The sequence below is a fragment of the Pseudomonas sp. BNK-7 genome, from assembly GCF_048072025.1.
Classification (GTDB): domain Bacteria; phylum Pseudomonadota; class Gammaproteobacteria; order Pseudomonadales; family Pseudomonadaceae; genus Aquipseudomonas; species Aquipseudomonas danubii.
Genome location: NZ_CP182252.1, coordinates 5,437,966 through 5,456,220, shown reverse-complemented (window position 1 = coordinate 5,456,220; position 18,255 = coordinate 5,437,966). Strand labels below are relative to the sequence as shown.

Genomic DNA, 18,255 nt, shown 5'->3' with positions numbered 1-18,255 from the left:
AAATTGAGACTTGCCCTGACAACTTTCATGAGAACCATCATGTCCCTACAAGAACAACAGACCGACTTGCGCGGCGGCTTCAAGCAAGAAATGCAGACCCGGCACATCGTCATGCTCGCCCTTGGCGGGGTGATCGGCACCGGGCTGTTCCTCACCTCCGGCTACACGGTGAACCAGGCCGGCCCGCTGGGTGCGGTGATCGCCTACATCATCGGCGCGCTGATGGTGTACATGGTGATGATGTGCCTCGGCGAGCTGGCGGTGCAGATGCCCGAGACCGGCTCCTTCAGCACCTACGCCACGCGCTTTCTCGGCCCTGGCACCGGCTACACCGTGGCCTGGCTGTACTGGCTGACCTGGACCGTGGCCATTGGCTCGGAATTCACCGCCGCCGGTATCCTCATGACCCGCTGGTTTCCCGACACCCCGGTGTGGATCTGGAGCGCGCTGTTCGCCCTGGTGGTGTTTTTGTCCAACGTGGTCTCGGTGCGGTTGTTCGCCGAGACCGAGTTCTGGCTGTCGCTGGTCAAGGTGATCACCGTGCTGGTGTTCCTGGTGGTGGGTGGCGGGGCAATCCTGGGCCTGTTGAACATCGATCAGGCCCACAGCATCGGCTTGAGCAACTTCACCCGCGAGGGGTTGTTCCCCACCGGCTTCATGCCGATTGCCATGACCCTGCTGGCGGTGTCCTTCGCCTTCTCCGGCACTGAGCTGATCGGCATTGCTGCCGGTGAAACCCGCGACCCGCAACGCAATGTGCCACGGGCGATCCGCACCACGGTGCTGCGCCTGGCGATCTTCTTCGTCGGCACCATCTTCGTCCTCGCCACCCTGTTGCCCCGGGAGCAGGCCGGTTTGGTGGAAAGTCCGTTCGTCACGGTGTTCACCTACATCGGCATTCCGTACTCGGCCGACATCATGAACTTCGTGATCATCAGCGCGCTGCTGTCCGCCGCCAACTCCGGGTTGTACGCCGCCTCGCGGATGCTCTGGACCCTGAGCGACCAGGGCCATCTGCCCAAGCAGTTCTCGGCCCTGACCCGCATGGGCACGCCGCTCAACGCGATCATCGTGAGCATGGCCGGCGGTGCGGCCTCGCTGCTCAGTAGTGTGTTCGCGCCGGACACCATCTACCTGGCCCTGGTGTCGATTTCCGGGCTGGCGGTGGTGGTGGTGTGGATGAGCATCGCCGCCAGCCAGATCGCCTTCCGCCGTCACTACGTGGCCAATGGCGGTGATGTGCGCGAGCTCAAGTTCCGTGTCCGCGGCTACCCCTGGGTGCCGCTGGGGGCCTTGTTCTGCTGCGCCCTGGCCTGTGTCGGCATCGGCTTCGACCCCGAGCAGCGAGTGGCCCTGTACTTCGGTGTGCCCTTCATCGCCTGGTGCTACTTCGTGTATTACATTACCCGCAGTAGCCGCCAGCGGCGCCTGGCCCTGGCACCTCTGGCACGCTCGTCCGATGCCCTTCAGGGCTGAAGAACGGGAGCGGTCTCCAGGGTGTCCATGAGAGTCAGGCCATGAAGCAGAAAAGCTTGCCCCCGCTGAACTGGCTGCGCGCCTTCGAAGTGTCCGCCCGCTGCCTGAACTTCACCCACGCCGCCGAGGAACTGTTCCTCACCCAGGGGGCGGTGAGCCAGCAGATCCGCCAGCTGGAAAGCCACCTCGGGGTGGCGCTGTTCAAGCGCCTGCCCCGGGGCCTGGACCTGACCGAGGAGGGGCGCTCCTACCTGCCGGTGGTGCAGGACGCCATTACCCGGCTGGCGGTGGGCACCAACGAGATCTTCGGCCAGCACCAGCACCGGCCGATCAAGGTGCGCGGCAGCCTGGCGTTCTTCGTCCACTGGCTGGCGCCCAAGCTGGTGACCTTCCAGCAGGCCCAGCCCCAAGTGGACCTTCGCTACATCAGCAATATCTGGGTCAAGGAACTGGACGGCGAGGACGACATGGAGATCCGCTGGGGTCGCGGTCATTGGCCGGGGCTGGTGGCCCAGCGCCTGACCTGGGACAGCCTGTTCCCGGTCTGCGCCCCGGCCTTGCTGGCGCGCTTGCCGCTGCAGGTGCCGGACGATCTGGCTCGGCATCAACTGCTGCATGTACTGGGCTATGAGGAGGGCTGGGGCTACTGGCTCAAGCGCGCCGGCGCCAGAGGCGTGGACTCGTCCCGGGGCATGCAGTTCGACACCCTGATCTCGACCCTGCGCATGGCCGAACTGGGCCAGGGCGTGGCCCTGGCCCGTTCCTCGATGGTCGCTGAAATGCTGGCCGACGGGCGCCTGGTGGAGCCTTTCGAGCAGCGTATCGAGGCCAGCGAATCCTTTTATCTGGTGCGCGGCGCCGATGCCGAGCAACACCCCGATGCGCTGAAGTTCTCCACCTGGCTGGTGGAGCAGGCCCATCGCTATAAATGACTGGCCGGAGCCAAGCATGCGCTATGTGAGTACTCGCAGTGCCACCGAACAGGTGGATTTTGCATCCGTGGTTTTGTCCGGCGTGGCCGCCGATGGCGGGCTGTATGTGCCGCAGCGGCTGCCGTGTTTCAGCCCCCAGGAAATCGCCAACTGGTCGACCCTGGATTACCCCGAACTGGCCTTTCGCGTGCTCAGCCCCTTTGTCGGCGACAGCCTGCCCGAGGCTGACTTCAAGGCGTTGCTGCACCGGGCCTACAGCGGTTTTGGCCATCGTGCGGTGGCGCCTTTGCGGCAGATTGATCGCAACGAATGGCTGCTGGAGCTGTTTCACGGTCCCAGCGGTTCGGCCAAGGACTTTGCCGCACGCCTGCAGGCCCAGCTGGTGAGCTACTTTCTCCAGCGCCGGCAGCGTCGCGGGGTGCTGGTGGGCGCCAGCAACGGCGACACCGGGCTGGCGGCGATCGACGCCTTCAAGGATTGCCCGCAGACCCAGGTGCTGGTGTTCTACCCGCAGCACGGTGTGCCCGAGCAGCAGGGGCGGCAGTTGCAGGCGGCGCATCACCCGGGGTTGTGGCGCTTTGCGGTGCAGGGCAGTTTCGACGACTGCCAGACCCTGGTCAGCCGCCTGCTGCGCCAGTGGCCTTTGCCCGAGCACGAGGCGATCGGCTTCAACTCCAGCAACTGGGTAGGGGTCATGGCCCAGTTGGTGCTGTATTTCCATGCCGTGCTGCAACTGGGCGGCGGTCAGCGGCCCATCGGCTTCAGCGTGCCGGCGGCGAGTTTTGCCGAAGTCTATGCCGGCTACATCGTGCAGAAGATGGGCCTGCCGATCACCCAGATGATTGTCGCCACCAATAGCAATGACGCGCTGCATCAGCTGTTCCTGAAGAACCGCTACTCCCGCGGGCAGGCCCGCCAGAGCCTGTCGCCGGCCATGGACCTGTCGCTGTTCGCCAACCTGGAGCGCCTGGTCTGGGAGCTGTATGGCCAGGACCCGCAGGCGGTGGCGGCGCTGATGCGGGGGTTCGAGGACAGCGGCGAGATGAGCCTGAACAACGAGGCCTGGCTGCAGGCGCGGATGATCATCGACTCCTATTCGGTCAGCGACGAAGAGACCGGCAAGGAGATCGTCAGCCTGTACCGGGACACCGGCTACGTCATCGATCCCCACGCCGCCACCGGGGTGCTGGCGGCGCGCCTGTACCGCCGCAGTCTGGTGGCACCGATGGTCACCCTGGGGGAAATCGCACCGGCCAAGTCGGCGCGGCTGCTGGGCTCGCTGGGCATTCCCGGGGTGGTCCCGCCACCGGTGGCAGCGCCCTCGACGCAGCAGTGGCAGACCCTGGCGGCGGATGATTTTGCCGCATTGCTGCATTGCCTGAAGGCACTGTGATGGACCGGTTCAAGGGGGCTGTATGAAGCGGATTCTGGATCCTCTGGACGAGCGCATCCTGGCCGAGCTGAGCGTCAATGCCCGGGCGGCTCATGCCGAGCTGGCGGCCAAGGTCAACCTGTCGCGCAATGCCGTGCGCCAGCGCATCGAACGCCTGGAGCGCGACGGCGCGATCCAGGGCTACACCATTCGCGTGGGCGAAGGGCGCGGGGCGGATACCCGGATCAATGCGCTGATCTTCGTCTACCGCTACGACCGCATGCGCGGCGCCGAGGTGTTGCAGGCCCTGCGGGCGATGCCGGAGATCGTCCAGTGCGAAGTGCTCAGCGGCGAGTTCGATGTACTGGTGCGGGTCAGCGCCGCCACCGCGGAGCGGGTGCACCGGGTGTGGAATGACATCGCCGCCTTGCCCGGGGTGGAAAACACCGTGACTTCCTTTGTCTTGTCCTCCGTGGCCTGAGCGCAGAGCCGGATCTTCTGGCCTCCTGTAGCCGCTGGCGCAGCCTGCGAAAAGGCCCGAGGGGGCTTCAGCGTGGGTGGGGTCGCTGCGTGCCCAAGGCCCGTTCGCAGCCTTCGGCAGCGGCTACACGATCTAGAGCCCCAGCAATCCCTGTAGCCGCTGCCGAGCCTTTGGCGAGGCTGCGAAAAGGGCCGAAGGACCTTCCTGCGCCGTCAATCAGCATGTTGCGATGAATGGAACCCTGTGTGTTGTCCTGATGGACCGCACCGCCAGGTTTGGCGTCTCCTGCGGAGCCGATCGCAGCCTTCGGCAGCGGCTACAGGGGGCAGTCTTGGTTGCGGGTTTTGCGTAGCCAGTGCCTGTGAGCGCAGCCTTCGGCAGCTGTCACGGGCGCTGGGCAAAATGCTCAGCAAATACAGCAAAACGGCATATTTCACTGCCCGGGCCAGCCCCCTAACCTTGTCTCCATCAGCTTCTTCAACCCGGATGGAACACAACAAAAATGACTGAATACAACATCGCCCTGGTGGGCTTCGGCGGGGTCAATCGGGCCCTGGCGCAACTGATTGCCGAGCGCAATCAGGCATGGAAAAAACAGCTGGGTTTCAGTTTGAAAATCGTCGGCATCAGCGATCTGTTCCTCGGTTCCATCGTGGCTCCCCAGGGGCTGGATGCCGGTCTGCTGAGCAAGCTGCCGGCAACCAAAGGCGCGTTGGCGCAACTGCCGGGCGGTCAGGTGGAGGCGCTCAACGAACAGGTGATCAAGGACTCCGGCGCCGACATCATCGCCGAGGCCACCTTCACCAATCCGGTGGACGGCGAGCCGGCCAGCACCTTCTGTCGCTGGGCCCTGGAGCAGGGCAAGCACGTGGTGACCACCAACAAGGGGCCGATCGCACTGCACGGCGCCGAGCTCAAGGCCCTGGCCCAGCGCAATCAGGCGGCGTTCGAGTACGAAGGCGCGGTGATGAGCGGCACCCCGGTGATCCGCATGGCCAAGCAGTCCCTGGCCGGCAGCGAGCTGCTGGGTTTCGAGGGCATTCTCAATGGCACCTCGAATTTTGTGCTGACCCGCATGGACGCCGGCCTGGGCTTTGCCGAGGCGGTGGCCGAGGCTCAGGCACTGGGGTATGCCGAGGCTGATCCGACGGCGGATGTCGAAGGCTTTGATGTGCGCTTGAAGGTGGTGATCCTGGCCAATGAGCTGCTCGGTGCACAGCTGACCGTCAGCGATATCAGCTGCCGGGGCATCTCCGGCCTGACAGCGGCCGACCTGGAGCAGGCTCGGGCCGAGGGTGCGCGCTGGAAGCTGATCGGTTCGGCCCGGCGCCTGGCCGATGGCTCGCTGCAGGCCAGTGTCGAGCCGCGGTTGTTGCCCCTGGCTCATCCGCTGGCGGGTATTGGCGGGGCGATCAACGCGGTGTCGTTCAACACCGAACTGCTGGGCGCGGTGACGGTGTCCGGGCCGGGCGCCGGGCGCATCGAGACGGCCTTTGCCTTGCTCTCGGACATCATCCACATCCACCAGTCGCGCACCAGCCGCTAGGAGCCTGTCCATGAATCTGTCACGTCTGGCGCCGGTCGCCGATTCGATTGACGTCTACAGCCCCTTCGATGGTCGCCTGATCGGGACCGTGCCACGCCTTGACGCCTGTGCCGTGCCCTACCTGTTGCAGCAGGCGCGCCAGGGCGTGAACGACTGCGCCGCGTTGCCGCGCCATCAGCGGGCACGGATTCTGGAGCGGGCGGCCTTGAACATCGAGCGCGACGCCGAGCACTTTGCCCGGCTGATCGTCGATGAAGCGGGCAAGACCCTGAAACAGGCGCAGAAGGAGGTCAAGCGCTGCGTCAACACCCTCAAGCTCTCGGCCGAAGAGGCCAAGCGCAATGCCGGCGAGGTGCTGCCCTTCGATGCTTACGAAGGTTCGGAGAACCGCCAGGGCTGGTTCTCTCGCGAGCCTCTGGGGTTGATCCTGGCGATCACCCCCTACAACGATCCGCTGAACCTGGTGGCGCACAAGCTGGGCCCGGCCATTGCCGGGGGCAACGGGGTGATCCTCAAGCCGTCGGAGCTGGCGCCGCTGTCGGCCATCAAACTGGTGGACTACTTGCGTGATGCCGGGCTGCCGACTTCGGTGGTGACCCTGGCCACCGGCGGCGCGGAATTGGGCAAGGCCCTGGTGGCGGCCCGCGAGGTGCGGATGATTTCCTTCACCGGTGGCTTTGTCACCGGCGAGCAAATCGCCCGCAGCGCCGGCCTGAAGAAGCTGGCCATGGACCTGGGGGGCAACGCGCCGGTGATCGTCATGGCCGACTGTGACCTGGCGGCGACGGTGGAAAGCTGCGTGTCCGGGGCGTTCTGGGCGGCGGGGCAGAACTGCATCGGCACCCAGCGCCTGCTGGTCCAGGCCTCGATCTATGAGGCGTTTCGCGAGGCCTTTGTGCGCCTGGCCCGGGAGCAGGTCAGTGGCGATCCATCGGCCGACAGCACGGATATCGGGCCGATGATCAGCCTGCAGGCCGCGCAGAACGCGCAGAAGGTCGTGGATGAAGCACTGCAGCAGGGCGCACGGTTGCTCTGCGGGCATCAGCGCCGGGGTTCGTGCTACGCCGCCACGGTGCTGGAGAATGTCGACCATGGCAGCCGCCTGTGGCAGGACGAGGTCTTTGCGCCAGTGGTGGTGTTGCAGGCGTTCGACGATCTGGATCAGGCCATCGCCCTGGCCAACCAGCCCGAATACAGCCTGCATGCGGGGATCTTCACCAACGATCTGCGCACCGCCATGGACGCCGCGCGGCGGATCGAGGCGGGCGGGGTGATGATCAACGATTCGTCCGATTACCGTTTCGATGCCATGCCGTTTGGCGGCTTCAAGTACGGCAGCCTGGGCCGCGAAGGGGTGCGTTTCGCCTATGAGGAAATGACCCAGCCCAAGGTGGTGTGCCTCAACAGCCTGAGCTGAGGCCGATTGCAGCAACACGACAGGTCGTCGGGCACCGGGCAGGTTTGGTCACCTGCCCGGTGTTTTTTTGTCTGCGCGGCAGCGGATCGAATCGACCCAGGGAGCGGTGGTGGTAGAGTCCGCCCACCCAGGATGAAGGATGCAGGAAGCGCGAATGATCAAGCTGTTGTGGCAACAAGGGCGCGGGCTGTGGCTGGCGTTGTTTCTCGGGCTGCTGCTGCCGGCGCAGGGCTACGCCGAGCCGGTGCCACCGGGGTTGGCGAGGATTGAGCTGGACCGGCGGATCATCGATCTGAGCGGCACGCTGGACGCGGCGCAGCAGCAGCGCATGAGCGAGAAACTCGCGGCCCTGGAACAGCGCCGCGGTGCGCAGATCGCGGTGATGCTGGTGCCCAGCCTCGGCCAGCAAAGCATCGAGGTCCTGAGCAATCAGCTGTTTCGTGCCTGGAAGCTGGGGCGCAAGGGGGTCGATGACGGCCTCCTGCTGCTGGTGGCGAAGAACGATCGCCAGGTGCGCATCGAGGTGGGTTATGGCCTGGAGCCGGTGGTCACCGACCTGCTGGCCGGACAGATCATCGCCCGGGACCTGGCCCCGGCCTTTCGCCGGGGGGATTTCGCCGCAGGCATCGAACAGGCCCTGGATGACCTGATTGTGCTGGTGGACGGTGGCGAACTGGCGGAACCGGCGCCCTTGCAGATCCCCTTGCAGATCCCCCTCGAAGTCTATGCCTTGCTGCTGGCCTTCATCATCGGGGCGGTGGCGGGAGTGATGCTGGCCGCGGGCTGGAAGTGGCGCCGGGTCCTGGCCGCTCTGGTGCTGCTGGTGGCGTTGCTGGTGGCGTTGCTGGTGGGCGCGGTCGGCGGTCGCGAGTGGCTGGTGCAATTGTTCCTGGTGCCGCTGTGCATGCTGGTGGGTGGCGCGACGTTCGCCGGGCTGTGGCAGGCGCGCCGGGTGTTCTACGGGGTGCTGGGGCTGCTGCTGTACATCGCCGTGCTGACCCTGCTCAGTCGGTTCCTGGGCCGTTCGACCTTCCTCTACGGGCTGGCCTGGCCGGCCGGCGTGCTGCTGGTGCTGGGAGGGCATTGGCTGCTCTATCGCATGATGCGCAACCGCTGGCGCAAGAGCCCCAAGGGCTTTGCGTGGCGACTGGGGGCGCTGCTGGTGCTGATCCTGCTGATGGCCTGGGGTGTCGACGCCTGGAGTACGGCCCGGCAGTGGCTGACGCTGTTGCCGTTCGCCTACTTCCTCGGTTTCATGCTGTTTGCCAGTACCGGCGGTTTTCACTGGACCAGCGGCGGTGCCAGTGGTGGTGCCAGTAGTGGCGGCGGTAGTGCTGGCAGTTCGAGCTCGGGAGGCGGGTTCTCCGGAGGCGGCGGTTCCAGTGGCGGCGGTGGAGCGTCGGGCAGTTGGTGATGCGCCTGTTGGCCTTTCCCATGGCGGACGGACCGGCCCAGGCGCTGCCGTGTCCGTCCGAGTTTGTGGATCAGACGACTTCGTCGATCAACGAGGTTTTTGGCGCCGTGACCGGTGGCTGAGGCTGTTCCTTGGCCTTGTCTCTGAGTTTTTCCAGCGCCTCTTTCTGTTCCGCCGTCAGGGGCGGTGGGGTCAGCACCTTGCCCGAGTCAGGCAGCTTGATGCCGGGCTGAGAGCCGCCGGCGGTCAGGGGGGAAGGGGACGGTTGTTTATTTCCATGTCACTGCATCCTTGAGTGGGGTGAATAAAAGATAACGACCGCTTTGCGCTGATCTTTAGAGCCAATGCTCTAGGCCGCCAGCTGAACCTTCTTTCGAGGGGAGGGCTTGATTTGATGTTGATAATTATTCTTGTTTGCAAATAAGATATGTTATTACGTTTTGAAATCACCCCAAGGAGTCTCTCCCATGAAAGTCCTGTCCTCCCTCAAAGAAGCCAAGAACCGTCACCGCGACTGCCAGATCGTCAAGCGTCGCGGGCGGATCTACGTGATCTGCAAATCCAATCCTCGCTTCAAGGCGCGCCAGGGCGGGGCGAAAAACCGCAACAAGGGCTGATCCGCCGCTTGCTCCTGTCCAGGACAGGGCGCCCGATACGTGGCAAGCACCGTCGGGCGCGTTGGCGGCTTATCTGCCGAGGCGGGCGATCAGGGGCTCAAGCGTCGGGCGTTTGCTCTGCCACTCCGCTTTGGTGATGCCCAGCAGGACCACGTCCATGCGTTGGCCATCCTTGAGGATGTTCTGGCGCCGCAGCCCCTCCTGTTGGAAGCCGAATTTCAGGTGCATGTTGATCACCGCAGGGTTGCTGGCCAGTACCTCGCAGTTGAGTTTTTCAAGACCGGCTTCGGTGAAGGCGTAGTCCAGCATCCAGAACTCGATCAGGCTGCCCAGGCCCTTGCCTTGCTGCTTGGCGTCCAGGTAGAACGCCCAGTCGGCGGTCTTCTGTCGGGCATTGATGGCATTCAGCGAAACGATGCCCAAGGCCTGGCCTTCGTCCATGACGACAAACACCGCCTGGGCCGGATTGTCCTGCAAGGAACTCAGCCAGCGCTGGTGTTCCTGCTCACTGATTTCGTGGGAGGTGTACATGTACTGGCGCACCTCTTTCTGGTTGCGCAGCGTGCGTACATGGGCCTGGGTGGCGGGGTCGGCATCGACCAGGGGGATGAACTGCATCCTGATGTCCTTCTCGGATGGGTAAGCGGTGGTGGCGCATGATGGCATATCCACGGCCGTTGCATGGATTTGTCTCGCGGGACAAGAACCGGTAGAAAGAGCCCTCGCATTCAGAAAACAGATACCTGCATGAGCAACATCGAGAAACCCAATAGCCGCCTGTTCGACCTCGACTTGCTGCGGGCCATTGTCACGGTGGCCGATTGCGGCAGTTTCACCACGGCGGCCAGTCGCCTGCATTCGACTCAGTCCACCGTCAGCCAGAAGATCCGCCGCCTGGAGGAGATGGCCGGGCACCGCCTGCTGGAGCGTGGCAATCGCGATGTCCTGCCCACCGATGCCGGCGCCACGCTGCTGGGGTATGCCCGGCGCCTGCTGGCGCTGAACGACGAGATGCTTGAGGCGCTGTCCGGCGCCACGGTGGCGCTGACGGTGCGGATCGGCGTACCGGATGACTTTGCCGCGGGGCGCACCACCGAGCAGTTGGCCGCCTTCAATCGCCGCTATCCCCAGGTCAAGCTGGAAGTCACCAGCGGCATGAGTCGCGACCTGAGCGCCAGCTATGACCGCGGCGAACTGGACCTGGTGGTGCTCAAACAACTGCGCAACAGCCGCGAGGCCCTGGGCTGCTGGCCGGAGAAGACCCGCTGGGTGGACAGCGCGAAAAACCCCTGCATCGACCTCGACCCGCTGCCCATCGTCACCTTCCCGCCGCGTGGGGTGTACCGCGATGAAATGATCAATGCCCTGGAGTCCATCGGCCGGCGCTGGCACATCAGTTTCACCAGCTCCAGTCTCAGCGGCCTGCAGTCGGCGATTGCCGATGGCATGGGCATCGGCCTGCTGCCGCTGCGCGCGGTGACGGCGGGGCATCAGGTCCTGGCCCGCAGCAGCGGGTTGCCGTCGGTGGATGTGTTCGAGGTGGCGTTGCTGCACCGTCCGGCGGCGGATCCCATGGTCAAGGAGCTGGCCCGGGTATTGTCACGGGTGCTGGCCCAGGACACCCGTGGCTGAGTCTGTTTGCTATTTGATAAATGAATATACCGGATTCCGGTATTTAATTTGTGCATGAAGGCGGCGCTGGATATCGTGATGGCCAGCAGCGATCCGCAGCATTGCCTGGCGCGTCGCTCCGCAGATTTGTTCACCCCGGCGGCGCTGCTGCACGGGGTAGCAAAACAACAATGAGGAGAGTCTCGATGTCCAAAACCACTTATTACGCACCCCACGGCGGGCACCCGGCGCAGACCGAAATGCTCACCGACCGTGCCATGTTCACCGAAGCCTATGCCGTGATCCCCAAGGGCGTGATGCGTGACATCGTCACCAGTCACCTGCCGCACTGGGACAACATGCGCATGTGGGTGATTGCCCGTCCGCTGTCGGGTTTTGCCGAAACCTTTTCCCAGTACATCGTTGAAGTGGGCGCCAATGGCGGCAGCGACAAGCCCGAGCAGGACCCCAACGCCGAAGCGGTGCTGTTCGTCGTCGAAGGCGAAGTCAACCTGACCCTGCAGGGCCAGGAGCACGTCCTCAAGCCCGGTGGTTATGCCTTCATCCCGCCGGCGGCCGACTGGAAGCTGCGCAACACCAGCGGCACCGAGGCGCGTTTCCACTGGATCCGCAAGCACTACCAGAAAGTCGACGGCGTGCCGTACCCGGACGCGTTCGTCACCAACGAGCAGGACATCGAGCCGCGGGTGATGCCGGACACCGAAGGTCGCTGGAGCACCACCCGGTTTGTCGACATGAGCGACATGCGCCACGACATGCACGTCAACATCGTCAACTTCGAGCCGGGCGGCGTGATTCCGTTCGCCGAGACTCATGTCATGGAGCACGGCCTGTATGTTCTGGAAGGCAAGGCGGTGTATCGCCTGAACCAGGACTGGGTCGAAGTCGAGGCTGGCGACTTCATGTGGCTGCGCGCCTTCTGCCCGCAGGCCTGCTACTCCGGCGGCCCAGGTCGCTTCCGCTACCTGCTGTACAAGGATGTGAACCGCCAGATGCGCCTGACCCTGAACGCGCCGCATTGATACTAAGGTGGGGCAGGGGCGCTCAAGGCCTCTGCAGCAGCGAGGGATGAAAACCGGCGAATATTCGCCGGTTTTTTTTGCTTCGCAGCAAGGCAGGCACCGGATGGTCGCGCCAGGTTGTTTCGCGTCGAGGTTCACTTAGCGATTGATGATTAGCACGACCTGTCGAACTGAGGGCCGAAAGTGGGCTCGGACAAGTAAAGGGCTATTCAGGGGAGTTGCAACTTATCAACGTTGAGCCAAGGCCGCCGAAGGCAGCCTTGGCTGCTGTTAGTGCCTTAGGCGACCGGGTGAATAGTCTCACCGTGGTCTTTCACGGTGCTGCTATCAACTTCGATCTTGCTCGTGGCCTGGACATAGTAAGGCGCCTGGGTGCCGTTCCTTTTCAGGGACAGCACAAAGCCACGGTCGTCCGATCTGTCCCAGCTTTCCTGCTTGCCGCTGTCGATTCCAAAGAAGGTGGTGTCGCCGTCGCTGCCCCATTTGTTGACCGAGACTTCAATCTTTTTCGATGATTTGTTGGTAACGGTAATACCCATCTCTATATTCCTTTTAGATTGAGGTTTAGTTGATCTGGCTATTGACTGCTATCCAATGCTTACAGTCGTTATGTCGTTCCATACAACCTAACTAGAACTGCCAGTCAATGCAGGTGAAGCGCCTTGAAGTCTAGATACTATTTTGCTATCAGCAAGGCTGCACTCCTGGAGCTTCCTCAATGAATCGCCAATGCCCATCTCGCCTTGTCACAACGCCTCCAGCTGTGCCGGGCAACGACGATTTTGCTCCTCACCCACCTATTTGGCAGCAAGATCCGGACTTGCCGATCATGGGCAGCGCTGCATCGGCCATCATGGGGTTCTGCTTCTTGGTGCTTTGGTCCTTGCCGGTCTTGGTGCTGACGATATTGCTCCTTCTGGGGGCCGAAGCGATGCTAGGTGAACCGCGCAGCGATGGGTCGAGTTTCACAACGGCGCTTCTCATCCAGTTCCTGCTGGGCTTTATCGTGCTCATGGGACTGGTCTTCGCGTGGATTTTCTCTGTGCCCAGAGTGCTGGCCTTCACGTTCGACGAAAACCAGCAACTGCTGACCCTTACCGTCAGCCGGCGCGGCCGTAAGCCCACCGAAGTACGGGTGCCATATAGCGACATCATTGGCATCTACCCTTACGTGTTCGCCAGTTATGACCGCGATGGCCATTTCAGCGTTTTGTGTCAGGGGCCAAGAGGCAAGCAGTCGCTGTACCGATTGGCCGAGGGTACTTCTCTGGAAGAAATGGAGTTTCATTCGGCGTGGTTGCGAGGAGCGTTAGGCGAACGGATGCATAACCTGGCGGATCTGGACAAATGAACCAAGCGCGCCCATCCCGCCACTTCTTCGGGCGTTTATCCGCTCGAGGCATTGGGGGAGGTGGTACATGATCCTTGAATTCATGGCGCGTGGTTGATTGGGGTGAGGGTGTTATGGGGGACCTGATAGGGGAGGCGTTGTTTCATGCGACCTGTCTGGAGCGGCCGGCCAATAAGGGTGAAGCGCATTGGCGTCCAGACAGTTTCTTGCTGTCGGCAAGGCAGTGGACGGCAACCTGGCTGAGGTGTCGTCAGTTCAACTATGTGCAACTTGAGCCTTGAAGGAAAAGAGGACGCCACTTGTCGAACAGCCTGTGCGCGGCGTCTCTTGGTTGTTCAATGCACGCTGCGGGCGGCCTTCCAGAGGTCTTGCGCACCCAGGCCGGCCTGCCAGGCTTCGAAGCAGGATCGCCATTGTTCAAAAGCCGGGCCCAGGGGATGACGGGGGGCGCCGCTGAGTGAATAGGCCATACCCTCGATCAGCCCTGATGCCTGGCGTTGCCCGCCGGTGGTTGACCTTGAGCCAATGGTGATCTGGGCGAGGTGGTTGACCTTGCCAAGACCATCCGTGAAGTGTCGATGCGGTCGAGCATGGTCACCGGCAAGGTGAGGTGCTGTTCATTGGCGACGCCGGCAAGGCTTGGGAACTAGGTCAGATTCAACCCGCCGTCCGAGAGGAGTATCTCGCCGGTCAAGTAATCCGACTCGACCAGCATGATCACGGCGTGGGCGATGTCATCTGGGCTGGCGGCCCTGCGCATCGGGGCGCGAGTTCGCCACAACTCTTGGGCATCGGTCCACTCTGCGGTCATGGGCGTGTCGACCAAGCCTGGCGCCACAGCGTTTACGCGAATGTCTGGCCCCAGCGATAACGCGAGCAAGCGGGTCATGTGATTCAGCGCGGCTTTGCTGACCGCATAGGGAATCGATGCGCCTTTAGGACGGATACCGGCATGTGAACTGATGTTCACGACACAACCCGCTCGCCGCTGACGGGCGGCATCGCGCAATGCCGACTCGGCCAATGTGACGAGGTGGAACGGTGCCACGACATTCACCTCGTTCAATTCGTGCCACACCATCGAGTTGGCCGAGGCAAGGTCGCCGTGGGGAATGACTCTGCTAATACCAGCGTTATTGACCAATACATCGAGCTGCCCCCACGCGGCGATCGCCTCGTTAACAAGCCTGACTCTGTCAGCTTCGACAGCAAGATCGGCTTGTACATAAACAGCCTGCTTCATTTCAGCGGCCATAGCGCGTCCCGTATCCGCAGAAGTTCGCGAATGGAGCACCACCGCATAGCCTGCCTGGCTGAGTGCACGTGCAATGGCTGCACCGATGCCGGAAGTGGATCCTGTCACCAACGCGACGCGTAATCCGTTATCGATTGTCGGATTGGGGGTCATATGGACTTCTCTGAGGGGTTGCTGGAAAGCCGTTATCGGAGCACCAAGCGGGCAAGGTTGGAACGGGTCGGCGTAACCAGGCACGCGCCTTGTTCATCAGCGTCTATTTCCCTGAGGGCCGAGTAGAGCGCCGCATGATAAGGGCTGCCGATTCCAAGTCCAGCATTCTGTCCGTTGGGCAGGTCGACGGGAGCCCTGTATGCGCAAAGATGGGAGCAGGGTTGCCGTTGAATCCGACGCCTGTTAGACAGCCGGCCCAAAGTGTCGCCAAGGACTGCAATCAATGTTTCTGCTAATGATGGTTCTCTCGCTCTGGGCGGAGGATCCCGCCTATGTCGTCAACGAAGAACACTGCAAATTCGGGCATTTTGTTGAGTTACCGAAGGACAAGAGACAGGGGCGGCTGATCAAGGCGTGCATCTATCGAATGGAAGGTAAAACCCCGCCTCTTTTTGAACGCGTGCAGGCCAATCCTGTTCGGCCACTGACAGAACTCATGAAGGCGCCTGCTGAATTACGCTAACGCGGCTTGGCTAACCGTCCGCTGGAACTTGAGGAAAGTGCTGTGGGGAGGCTGATTTTATTTCAGGCATGACTTTGATGAAGTCCTGTGCCGCTGCACGTTATGCCAAGAGAACAGACTTCAGAGCGTAGTAGCGATTGCCAGGGCCAGTTGTTCGTCGGTCATGTACGGCGGGCCATAGGCCGAGTGGTAGTAGCGAACGGCTTGCTCGAATTGAGCGCCGCGAATCTCGCCATCTGAGCCTACGAATGCCAGTGCATCAGCCTTGGCAGGCTGGAATTGCTTCACCGCCAGCTCAGATAGTCCGGTTGTTCCTGAAAGAAGCAAGGTTGGAGCCAGCGTTATCATCATCATCGAGTTTTGATAGGAGCCCTTGTTTTCCGCCGCGGCTTGAGCACCGGTCAATGCCAGGATAACGAACACTAGAGTTTTCCATTTATGCATTCCTCACCGCTTCCTTGCTGCCTGCCGAATAGTGGTGCAACGATACCAAGGTGGGTCGCTGTATAGATAGAAGAATCCCGGTGCCGGGCCGGGCTCGATACGGAGGCCTGTCAATCATCAGCCGTTGTTCACCACATCGCCCCCGGCGGGTTTGGTCGTAGGCTCTATCAGTTCCGCCCCGTGGTTCCTGACGTTGCCGATGGCGGTGCTGACTTTGAACCATTCGAAGGCGTCGGCGGGCTCACCCTGGTGCAAGGCCATCTGTTCGGCGCGCTCCTTCGGCGTGGCCGGATCGAGCCATTCCCGGGCCTGCTCCGGCGCCAGGACCACCGGCCGGCGGTCGTGAATATCGACCATGCCACCTTGGGCGTCGGCAGTGATGATCACAAAGCCGTCGTGCTCTGCGCGGCCTCGCTTTGGATCCGGAAGTTGTCCGATCGAGGCACAGAGGATGGGGGAGCCGTCGCGGTGCCGGATCAGGTAGGGCTGCTTCTTCGCGCCGCCTTCATCCACCCACTCGAACCAGTTGTCGATCGGGCATAGGGCTCGTTGCGGCCAGATCTGGCGGAAGAACGGACCGTGGGCCACTTTTTCGACCCGGGCATTGACCGGGGTTGCGCGATCATCCGCCCAGTGCGGCCGCCAGCCCCAGCGCACGGCGTCGGCATGCAACGCTTCGCCGGCAACATGGAAGAGGGCAAGCTGCATTGTCGGCGCTGCGTTGTAGCGCCCCAGGGGCTGGTCGCCAACGCTGTTGACCAGTGCCCCTGGCATGCTCAGGGCAGCGACGAAGTCGTGGATACCGCGATACTGAGAAAGTCTTCCGCACATTGCTGTGCCCTCACGCTAGGAGCGTAAGCATAGCGCCGCCTGTGGGCTTCTATTCATCAGCGCGCTCAGTGGTGAAGAGATTTGGCATGGCGCAGTTTGGCTTGGACATCAATGGCGTTGAGGAAGTTGATGGGGCCCTCTATGCGCCAGCGTGGTGGTACCGCGTCGAGTAGCGATGTGGTGTGTTTTTTTGTTCGGCAGGACGCCGGAGGAGGGCTGGTTAGGGAACACGTCCACAATAGTGATGGAACGCTTTGAGTGGAATGGCACCAAACCTGGACGCCAGACACAAAAAAGCCCTGAAAAATCAGGGCTTTCTCGTTGAGATTTGGCGGAGGCGTAGAGATTCGAACTCTAGGACCTGTTACAGTCGGCGGTTTTCAAGACCGCTGCCTTAAACCACTCGGCCACACCTCCAGATCGCATTGCGGGCGCCATAATACCCGAATGAAACACACTGTCAAACTCTCTGCATCGCGAGTTACAGAGCCTCTGTTATCATCCTTGCCACTAAATGTTTCCCCCAACAGGAGTGTCGCCATGCGCGAACAGGATTACGCAGTTAACAACGGCGTGCAGGCCGAGCAGCTAGAGGTTAGCCGCGTCCTGCGCAACACTTATGGCTTGCTGGCCCTGACCCTCGCGTTCAGCGGTGTCATGGCTTATGTGGCGCAGCAGATGCGGGTCGGTTACCCGAACATCTTCGTGGTGCTGATCGGCTTTTACGGTCTGTTCTTCCTCACCAACAAACTCCGTGACTCGGCCTGGGGCCTGGTCTCGGCGTTCGCCCTGACCGGCTTCATGGGCTTTTTGCTCGGCCCGATCCTCAACCGTTACCTGGGCATGCAGGGCGGCGCTGAAGTCGTTAGCTCGGCCTTCGCCATGACGGCGCTGGTGTTTGGTGGTCTGTCGGCCTATGTGCTGATCACCCGCAAGGACATGAGCTTCCTCGGTGGTTTCATCACCGCCGGTTTCTTCGTGTTGATGGGCGCCGTGCTGGCCAGCCTGTTCTTCCAGATCAGCGGTCTGCAGTTGGCGATCAGCGCCGGTTTCGTGCTGTTCTCCTCGGTGTGCATCCTGTTCCAGACCAGCGCCATCATCCATGGCGGCGAACGCAACTACATCATGGCCACCATCAGCCTGTATGTATCGATCTACAACCTGTTCGTCAGCCTGCTGCAGCTGTTCGGCATCATGGGCCGCGATGACTGAATCCGGTTGTTGAGCCAATAAAAAAAGCCCGCTTCGGCGGGCTTTTTGTTGTCCAGGTTTCAAGCGTGACAAGGTTTCAAGGGCTGTGCAGCTGCAAGCGTGCGCTGGCCATGGCGTCCTTGTTGACCTCGATGGAGAACGACAGCACGGCGACTTGCTGCTGCTCCAACTGGTCGATCCAGGTGATCAGGCCGTTGAGAGGCCCCTCCAGACTGAGGTTGACCCGCCCTTCATCCTCCTGGTCCATGCGTTCCAGGTTGAGCCCGGCCTGGCTGCTGGAGCGTGCCAGCATGCCCGGCAGGGCATCACCGGAAATGACTGGGCCACGAAGTGCGGAAGTGCTGACGGGCAGCCGTTGTAGATCTAAAAGCAATTGCGTTTCCTCGGTATAGCGTTGCTCGGCCAGGGCCAGAGCCTGTTGTTGCGGTTGCCAGAGTAGATAGAGGCTGGTCAGGCCAGCGAAGACCACCAGGGCTTGTACCGCCCGTTGTTCGCGCTTTGCCAGACGCTGCCAGCGTTGTCGGAGTGGGTTCGCCAGGGCGGTTCTGGTCGGAGTCGTGGCGCTGGATGGATTCAC

At 62.3% G+C, this 18,255-nt stretch carries 21 protein-coding genes and 1 tRNA gene; 13 read left to right on the top strand and 9 right to left on the bottom strand.

Features of this window, described 5'->3' with window-relative positions:
• Window positions 1–39: 39 nt before the first annotated feature.
• The 7 genes from ACMGF8_RS24570 (at window position 40) to ACMGF8_RS24540 (ending at window position 8,638) form a co-directional block, all read left to right on the top strand.
• Window positions 40–1,476 carry an amino acid permease gene (locus ACMGF8_RS24570; protein ID WP_102864785.1) on the top strand — a complete coding sequence of 479 codons (1,437 nt, stop codon included), beginning with the start codon at window positions 40–42 and terminating at the stop codon, window positions 1,474–1,476.
• Window positions 1,477–1,517: 41 nt separating this feature from the next.
• A complete protein-coding gene (locus ACMGF8_RS24565; protein ID WP_115580450.1) occupies window positions 1,518–2,408 on the top strand; it encodes a LysR substrate-binding domain-containing protein in 891 nt (296 codons plus the stop codon).
• A 16-nt stretch (window positions 2,409–2,424) separates the two neighbouring features.
• Window positions 2,425–3,801, top strand: a complete 1,377-nt coding sequence (thrC, locus tag ACMGF8_RS24560; RefSeq protein ID WP_416757498.1) for a threonine synthase — start codon at window positions 2,425–2,427, stop codon at window positions 3,799–3,801.
• Between the two features lie 22 nt (window positions 3,802–3,823).
• A complete protein-coding gene (locus ACMGF8_RS24555) occupies window positions 3,824–4,261 on the top strand; it encodes an Lrp/AsnC family transcriptional regulator (protein WP_102864788.1) in 438 nt (145 codons plus the stop codon).
• A 502-nt stretch (window positions 4,262–4,763) separates the two neighbouring features.
• Window positions 4,764–5,807 carry a homoserine dehydrogenase gene (locus tag ACMGF8_RS24550; protein ID WP_250330105.1) on the top strand — a complete coding sequence of 348 codons (1,044 nt, stop codon included), beginning with the start codon at window positions 4,764–4,766 and terminating at the stop codon, window positions 5,805–5,807.
• 10 nt (window positions 5,808–5,817) lie between these two features.
• Window positions 5,818–7,224 carry an aldehyde dehydrogenase family protein gene (locus tag ACMGF8_RS24545; protein WP_250330106.1) on the top strand — a complete coding sequence of 469 codons (1,407 nt, stop codon included), beginning with the start codon at window positions 5,818–5,820 and terminating at the stop codon, window positions 7,222–7,224.
• Window positions 7,225–7,378: 154 nt separating this feature from the next.
• Window positions 7,379–8,638, top strand: a complete 1,260-nt coding sequence (locus ACMGF8_RS24540) for a TPM domain-containing protein (protein WP_416757495.1) — start codon at window positions 7,379–7,381, stop codon at window positions 8,636–8,638.
• Window positions 8,639–8,708: 70 nt separating this feature from the next.
• Here the strand turns inward: ACMGF8_RS24540 and ACMGF8_RS24535 are convergent, their stop codons facing one another.
• Window positions 8,709–8,837, bottom strand: a complete 129-nt coding sequence (locus ACMGF8_RS24535; RefSeq protein WP_416757493.1) for a hypothetical protein — start codon at window positions 8,835–8,837, stop codon at window positions 8,709–8,711.
• A gap of 268 nt (window positions 8,838–9,105) precedes the next feature.
• Here ACMGF8_RS24535 and ykgO point away from each other — a divergent pair, with 268 nt between their 5' ends.
• Window positions 9,106–9,255, top strand: a complete 150-nt coding sequence (ykgO, locus tag ACMGF8_RS24530) for a type B 50S ribosomal protein L36 (protein ID WP_011062095.1) — start codon at window positions 9,106–9,108, stop codon at window positions 9,253–9,255.
• A gap of 69 nt (window positions 9,256–9,324) precedes the next feature.
• Here the strand turns inward: ykgO and pseH are convergent, their stop codons facing one another.
• Window positions 9,325–9,873, bottom strand: coding sequence for a UDP-4-amino-4,6-dideoxy-N-acetyl-beta-L-altrosamine N-acetyltransferase (gene pseH / locus ACMGF8_RS24525; protein WP_102864791.1), 549 nt, complete (start codon window positions 9,871–9,873; stop codon window positions 9,325–9,327).
• A 129-nt stretch (window positions 9,874–10,002) separates the two neighbouring features.
• Between pseH and ACMGF8_RS24520 the strand changes: the two genes are divergently transcribed.
• Entirely contained in the window at window positions 10,003–10,887 is an 885-nt protein-coding gene (locus ACMGF8_RS24520) for a LysR family transcriptional regulator (RefSeq protein WP_102864792.1), read from the top strand.
• A gap of 185 nt (window positions 10,888–11,072) precedes the next feature.
• Complete coding sequence (locus ACMGF8_RS24515; RefSeq protein ID WP_047305085.1) at window positions 11,073–11,909, top strand: bifunctional allantoicase/(S)-ureidoglycine aminohydrolase; 837 nt, start codon at window positions 11,073–11,075, stop codon at window positions 11,907–11,909.
• A gap of 278 nt (window positions 11,910–12,187) precedes the next feature.
• Here ACMGF8_RS24515 and ACMGF8_RS24510 read toward each other — a convergent pair whose 3' ends face one another.
• Complete coding sequence (locus ACMGF8_RS24510; protein WP_102864793.1) at window positions 12,188–12,448, bottom strand: hypothetical protein; 261 nt, start codon at window positions 12,446–12,448, stop codon at window positions 12,188–12,190.
• Between the two features lie 179 nt (window positions 12,449–12,627).
• Between ACMGF8_RS24510 and ACMGF8_RS24505 the strand changes: the two genes are divergently transcribed.
• Window positions 12,628–13,260 carry a hypothetical protein gene (locus ACMGF8_RS24505; protein WP_242553877.1) on the top strand — a complete coding sequence of 211 codons (633 nt, stop codon included), beginning with the start codon at window positions 12,628–12,630 and terminating at the stop codon, window positions 13,258–13,260.
• Between the two features lie 335 nt (window positions 13,261–13,595).
• Here the strand turns inward: ACMGF8_RS24505 and ACMGF8_RS24500 are convergent, their stop codons facing one another.
• Window positions 13,596–13,730, bottom strand: coding sequence for a hypothetical protein (locus tag ACMGF8_RS24500; RefSeq protein ID WP_416757489.1), 135 nt, complete (start codon window positions 13,728–13,730; stop codon window positions 13,596–13,598).
• A gap of 176 nt (window positions 13,731–13,906) precedes the next feature.
• The gene (locus ACMGF8_RS24495) at window positions 13,907–14,668 is read right to left on the bottom strand and encodes an SDR family NAD(P)-dependent oxidoreductase (RefSeq protein WP_102864794.1); all 762 of its coding nucleotides are present in this window, start codon (window positions 14,666–14,668) and stop codon (window positions 13,907–13,909) included.
• A 283-nt stretch (window positions 14,669–14,951) separates the two neighbouring features.
• Here ACMGF8_RS24495 and ACMGF8_RS24490 point away from each other — a divergent pair, with 283 nt between their 5' ends.
• Complete coding sequence (locus tag ACMGF8_RS24490) at window positions 14,952–15,191, top strand: hypothetical protein (protein WP_102864795.1); 240 nt, start codon at window positions 14,952–14,954, stop codon at window positions 15,189–15,191.
• Between the two features lie 120 nt (window positions 15,192–15,311).
• Here ACMGF8_RS24490 and ACMGF8_RS24485 read toward each other — a convergent pair whose 3' ends face one another.
• The 3 genes from ACMGF8_RS24485 to ACMGF8_RS24475 form a co-directional block, all read right to left on the bottom strand.
• Window positions 15,312–15,635 carry a DUF2388 domain-containing protein gene (locus ACMGF8_RS24485; RefSeq protein WP_102864796.1) on the bottom strand — a complete coding sequence of 108 codons (324 nt, stop codon included), beginning with the start codon at window positions 15,633–15,635 and terminating at the stop codon, window positions 15,312–15,314.
• Between the two features lie 117 nt (window positions 15,636–15,752).
• Window positions 15,753–16,466: an SOS response-associated peptidase family protein gene (locus ACMGF8_RS24480; RefSeq protein WP_102864797.1), complete on the bottom strand. Its 714-nt coding sequence runs from the start codon at window positions 16,464–16,466 to the stop codon at window positions 15,753–15,755.
• A gap of 329 nt (window positions 16,467–16,795) precedes the next feature.
• A tRNA-Ser gene (locus ACMGF8_RS24475) sits at window positions 16,796–16,883 on the bottom strand.
• Window positions 16,884–17,006: 123 nt separating this feature from the next.
• Between ACMGF8_RS24475 and ACMGF8_RS24470 the strand changes: the two genes are divergently transcribed.
• A complete protein-coding gene (locus ACMGF8_RS24470) occupies window positions 17,007–17,678 on the top strand; it encodes a Bax inhibitor-1/YccA family protein (RefSeq protein WP_011062013.1) in 672 nt (223 codons plus the stop codon).
• A gap of 76 nt (window positions 17,679–17,754) precedes the next feature.
• Here the strand turns inward: ACMGF8_RS24470 and gspM are convergent, their stop codons facing one another.
• Window positions 17,755–18,255 carry a type II secretion system protein GspM gene (gspM, locus tag ACMGF8_RS24465; protein ID WP_242553876.1) on the bottom strand — a complete coding sequence of 167 codons (501 nt, stop codon included), beginning with the start codon at window positions 18,253–18,255 and terminating at the stop codon, window positions 17,755–17,757.

What these genes read in the sequence shown, in the direction of transcription:
- ACMGF8_RS24510 (WP_102864793.1), bottom strand. Translation starts at nt 12,448, where the DNA reads ATGGGTATTACCGTTACCAACAAATCATCGAAAAAGATTGAAGTCTCG.
- ACMGF8_RS24555 (WP_102864788.1), top strand. Translation starts at nt 3,824, where the DNA reads ATGAAGCGGATTCTGGATCCTCTGGACGAGCGCATCCTGGCCGAGCTG.
- ACMGF8_RS24545 (WP_250330106.1), top strand. Translation starts at nt 5,818, where the DNA reads ATGAATCTGTCACGTCTGGCGCCGGTCGCCGATTCGATTGACGTCTAC.
- ACMGF8_RS24520 (WP_102864792.1), top strand. Translation starts at nt 10,003, where the DNA reads ATGAGCAACATCGAGAAACCCAATAGCCGCCTGTTCGACCTCGACTTG.
- ACMGF8_RS24490 (WP_102864795.1), top strand. Translation starts at nt 14,952, where the DNA reads ATGTTTCTGCTAATGATGGTTCTCTCGCTCTGGGCGGAGGATCCCGCC.
- ACMGF8_RS24495 (WP_102864794.1), bottom strand. Translation starts at nt 14,668, where the DNA reads ATGACCCCCAATCCGACAATCGATAACGGATTACGCGTCGCGTTGGTG.
- ACMGF8_RS24485 (WP_102864796.1), bottom strand. Translation starts at nt 15,635, where the DNA reads ATGCATAAATGGAAAACTCTAGTGTTCGTTATCCTGGCATTGACCGGT.
- ACMGF8_RS24505 (WP_242553877.1), top strand. Translation starts at nt 12,628, where the DNA reads ATGAATCGCCAATGCCCATCTCGCCTTGTCACAACGCCTCCAGCTGTG.
- ACMGF8_RS24470 (WP_011062013.1), top strand. Translation starts at nt 17,007, where the DNA reads ATGCGCGAACAGGATTACGCAGTTAACAACGGCGTGCAGGCCGAGCAG.
- ACMGF8_RS24500 (WP_416757489.1), bottom strand. Translation starts at nt 13,730, where the DNA reads ATGGCCTATTCACTCAGCGGCGCCCCCCGTCATCCCCTGGGCCCGGCT.
- ACMGF8_RS24550 (WP_250330105.1), top strand. Translation starts at nt 4,764, where the DNA reads ATGACTGAATACAACATCGCCCTGGTGGGCTTCGGCGGGGTCAATCGG.
- ACMGF8_RS24570 (WP_102864785.1), top strand. Translation starts at nt 40, where the DNA reads ATGTCCCTACAAGAACAACAGACCGACTTGCGCGGCGGCTTCAAGCAA.
- ykgO (WP_011062095.1), top strand. Translation starts at nt 9,106, where the DNA reads ATGAAAGTCCTGTCCTCCCTCAAAGAAGCCAAGAACCGTCACCGCGAC.
- ACMGF8_RS24515 (WP_047305085.1), top strand. Translation starts at nt 11,073, where the DNA reads ATGTCCAAAACCACTTATTACGCACCCCACGGCGGGCACCCGGCGCAG.
- ACMGF8_RS24540 (WP_416757495.1), top strand. Translation starts at nt 7,379, where the DNA reads ATGATCAAGCTGTTGTGGCAACAAGGGCGCGGGCTGTGGCTGGCGTTG.
- pseH (WP_102864791.1), bottom strand. Translation starts at nt 9,873, where the DNA reads ATGCAGTTCATCCCCCTGGTCGATGCCGACCCCGCCACCCAGGCCCAT.
- ACMGF8_RS24565 (WP_115580450.1), top strand. Translation starts at nt 1,518, where the DNA reads ATGAAGCAGAAAAGCTTGCCCCCGCTGAACTGGCTGCGCGCCTTCGAA.
- thrC (WP_416757498.1), top strand. Translation starts at nt 2,425, where the DNA reads ATGCGCTATGTGAGTACTCGCAGTGCCACCGAACAGGTGGATTTTGCA.
- ACMGF8_RS24480 (WP_102864797.1), bottom strand. Translation starts at nt 16,466, where the DNA reads ATGTGCGGAAGACTTTCTCAGTATCGCGGTATCCACGACTTCGTCGCT.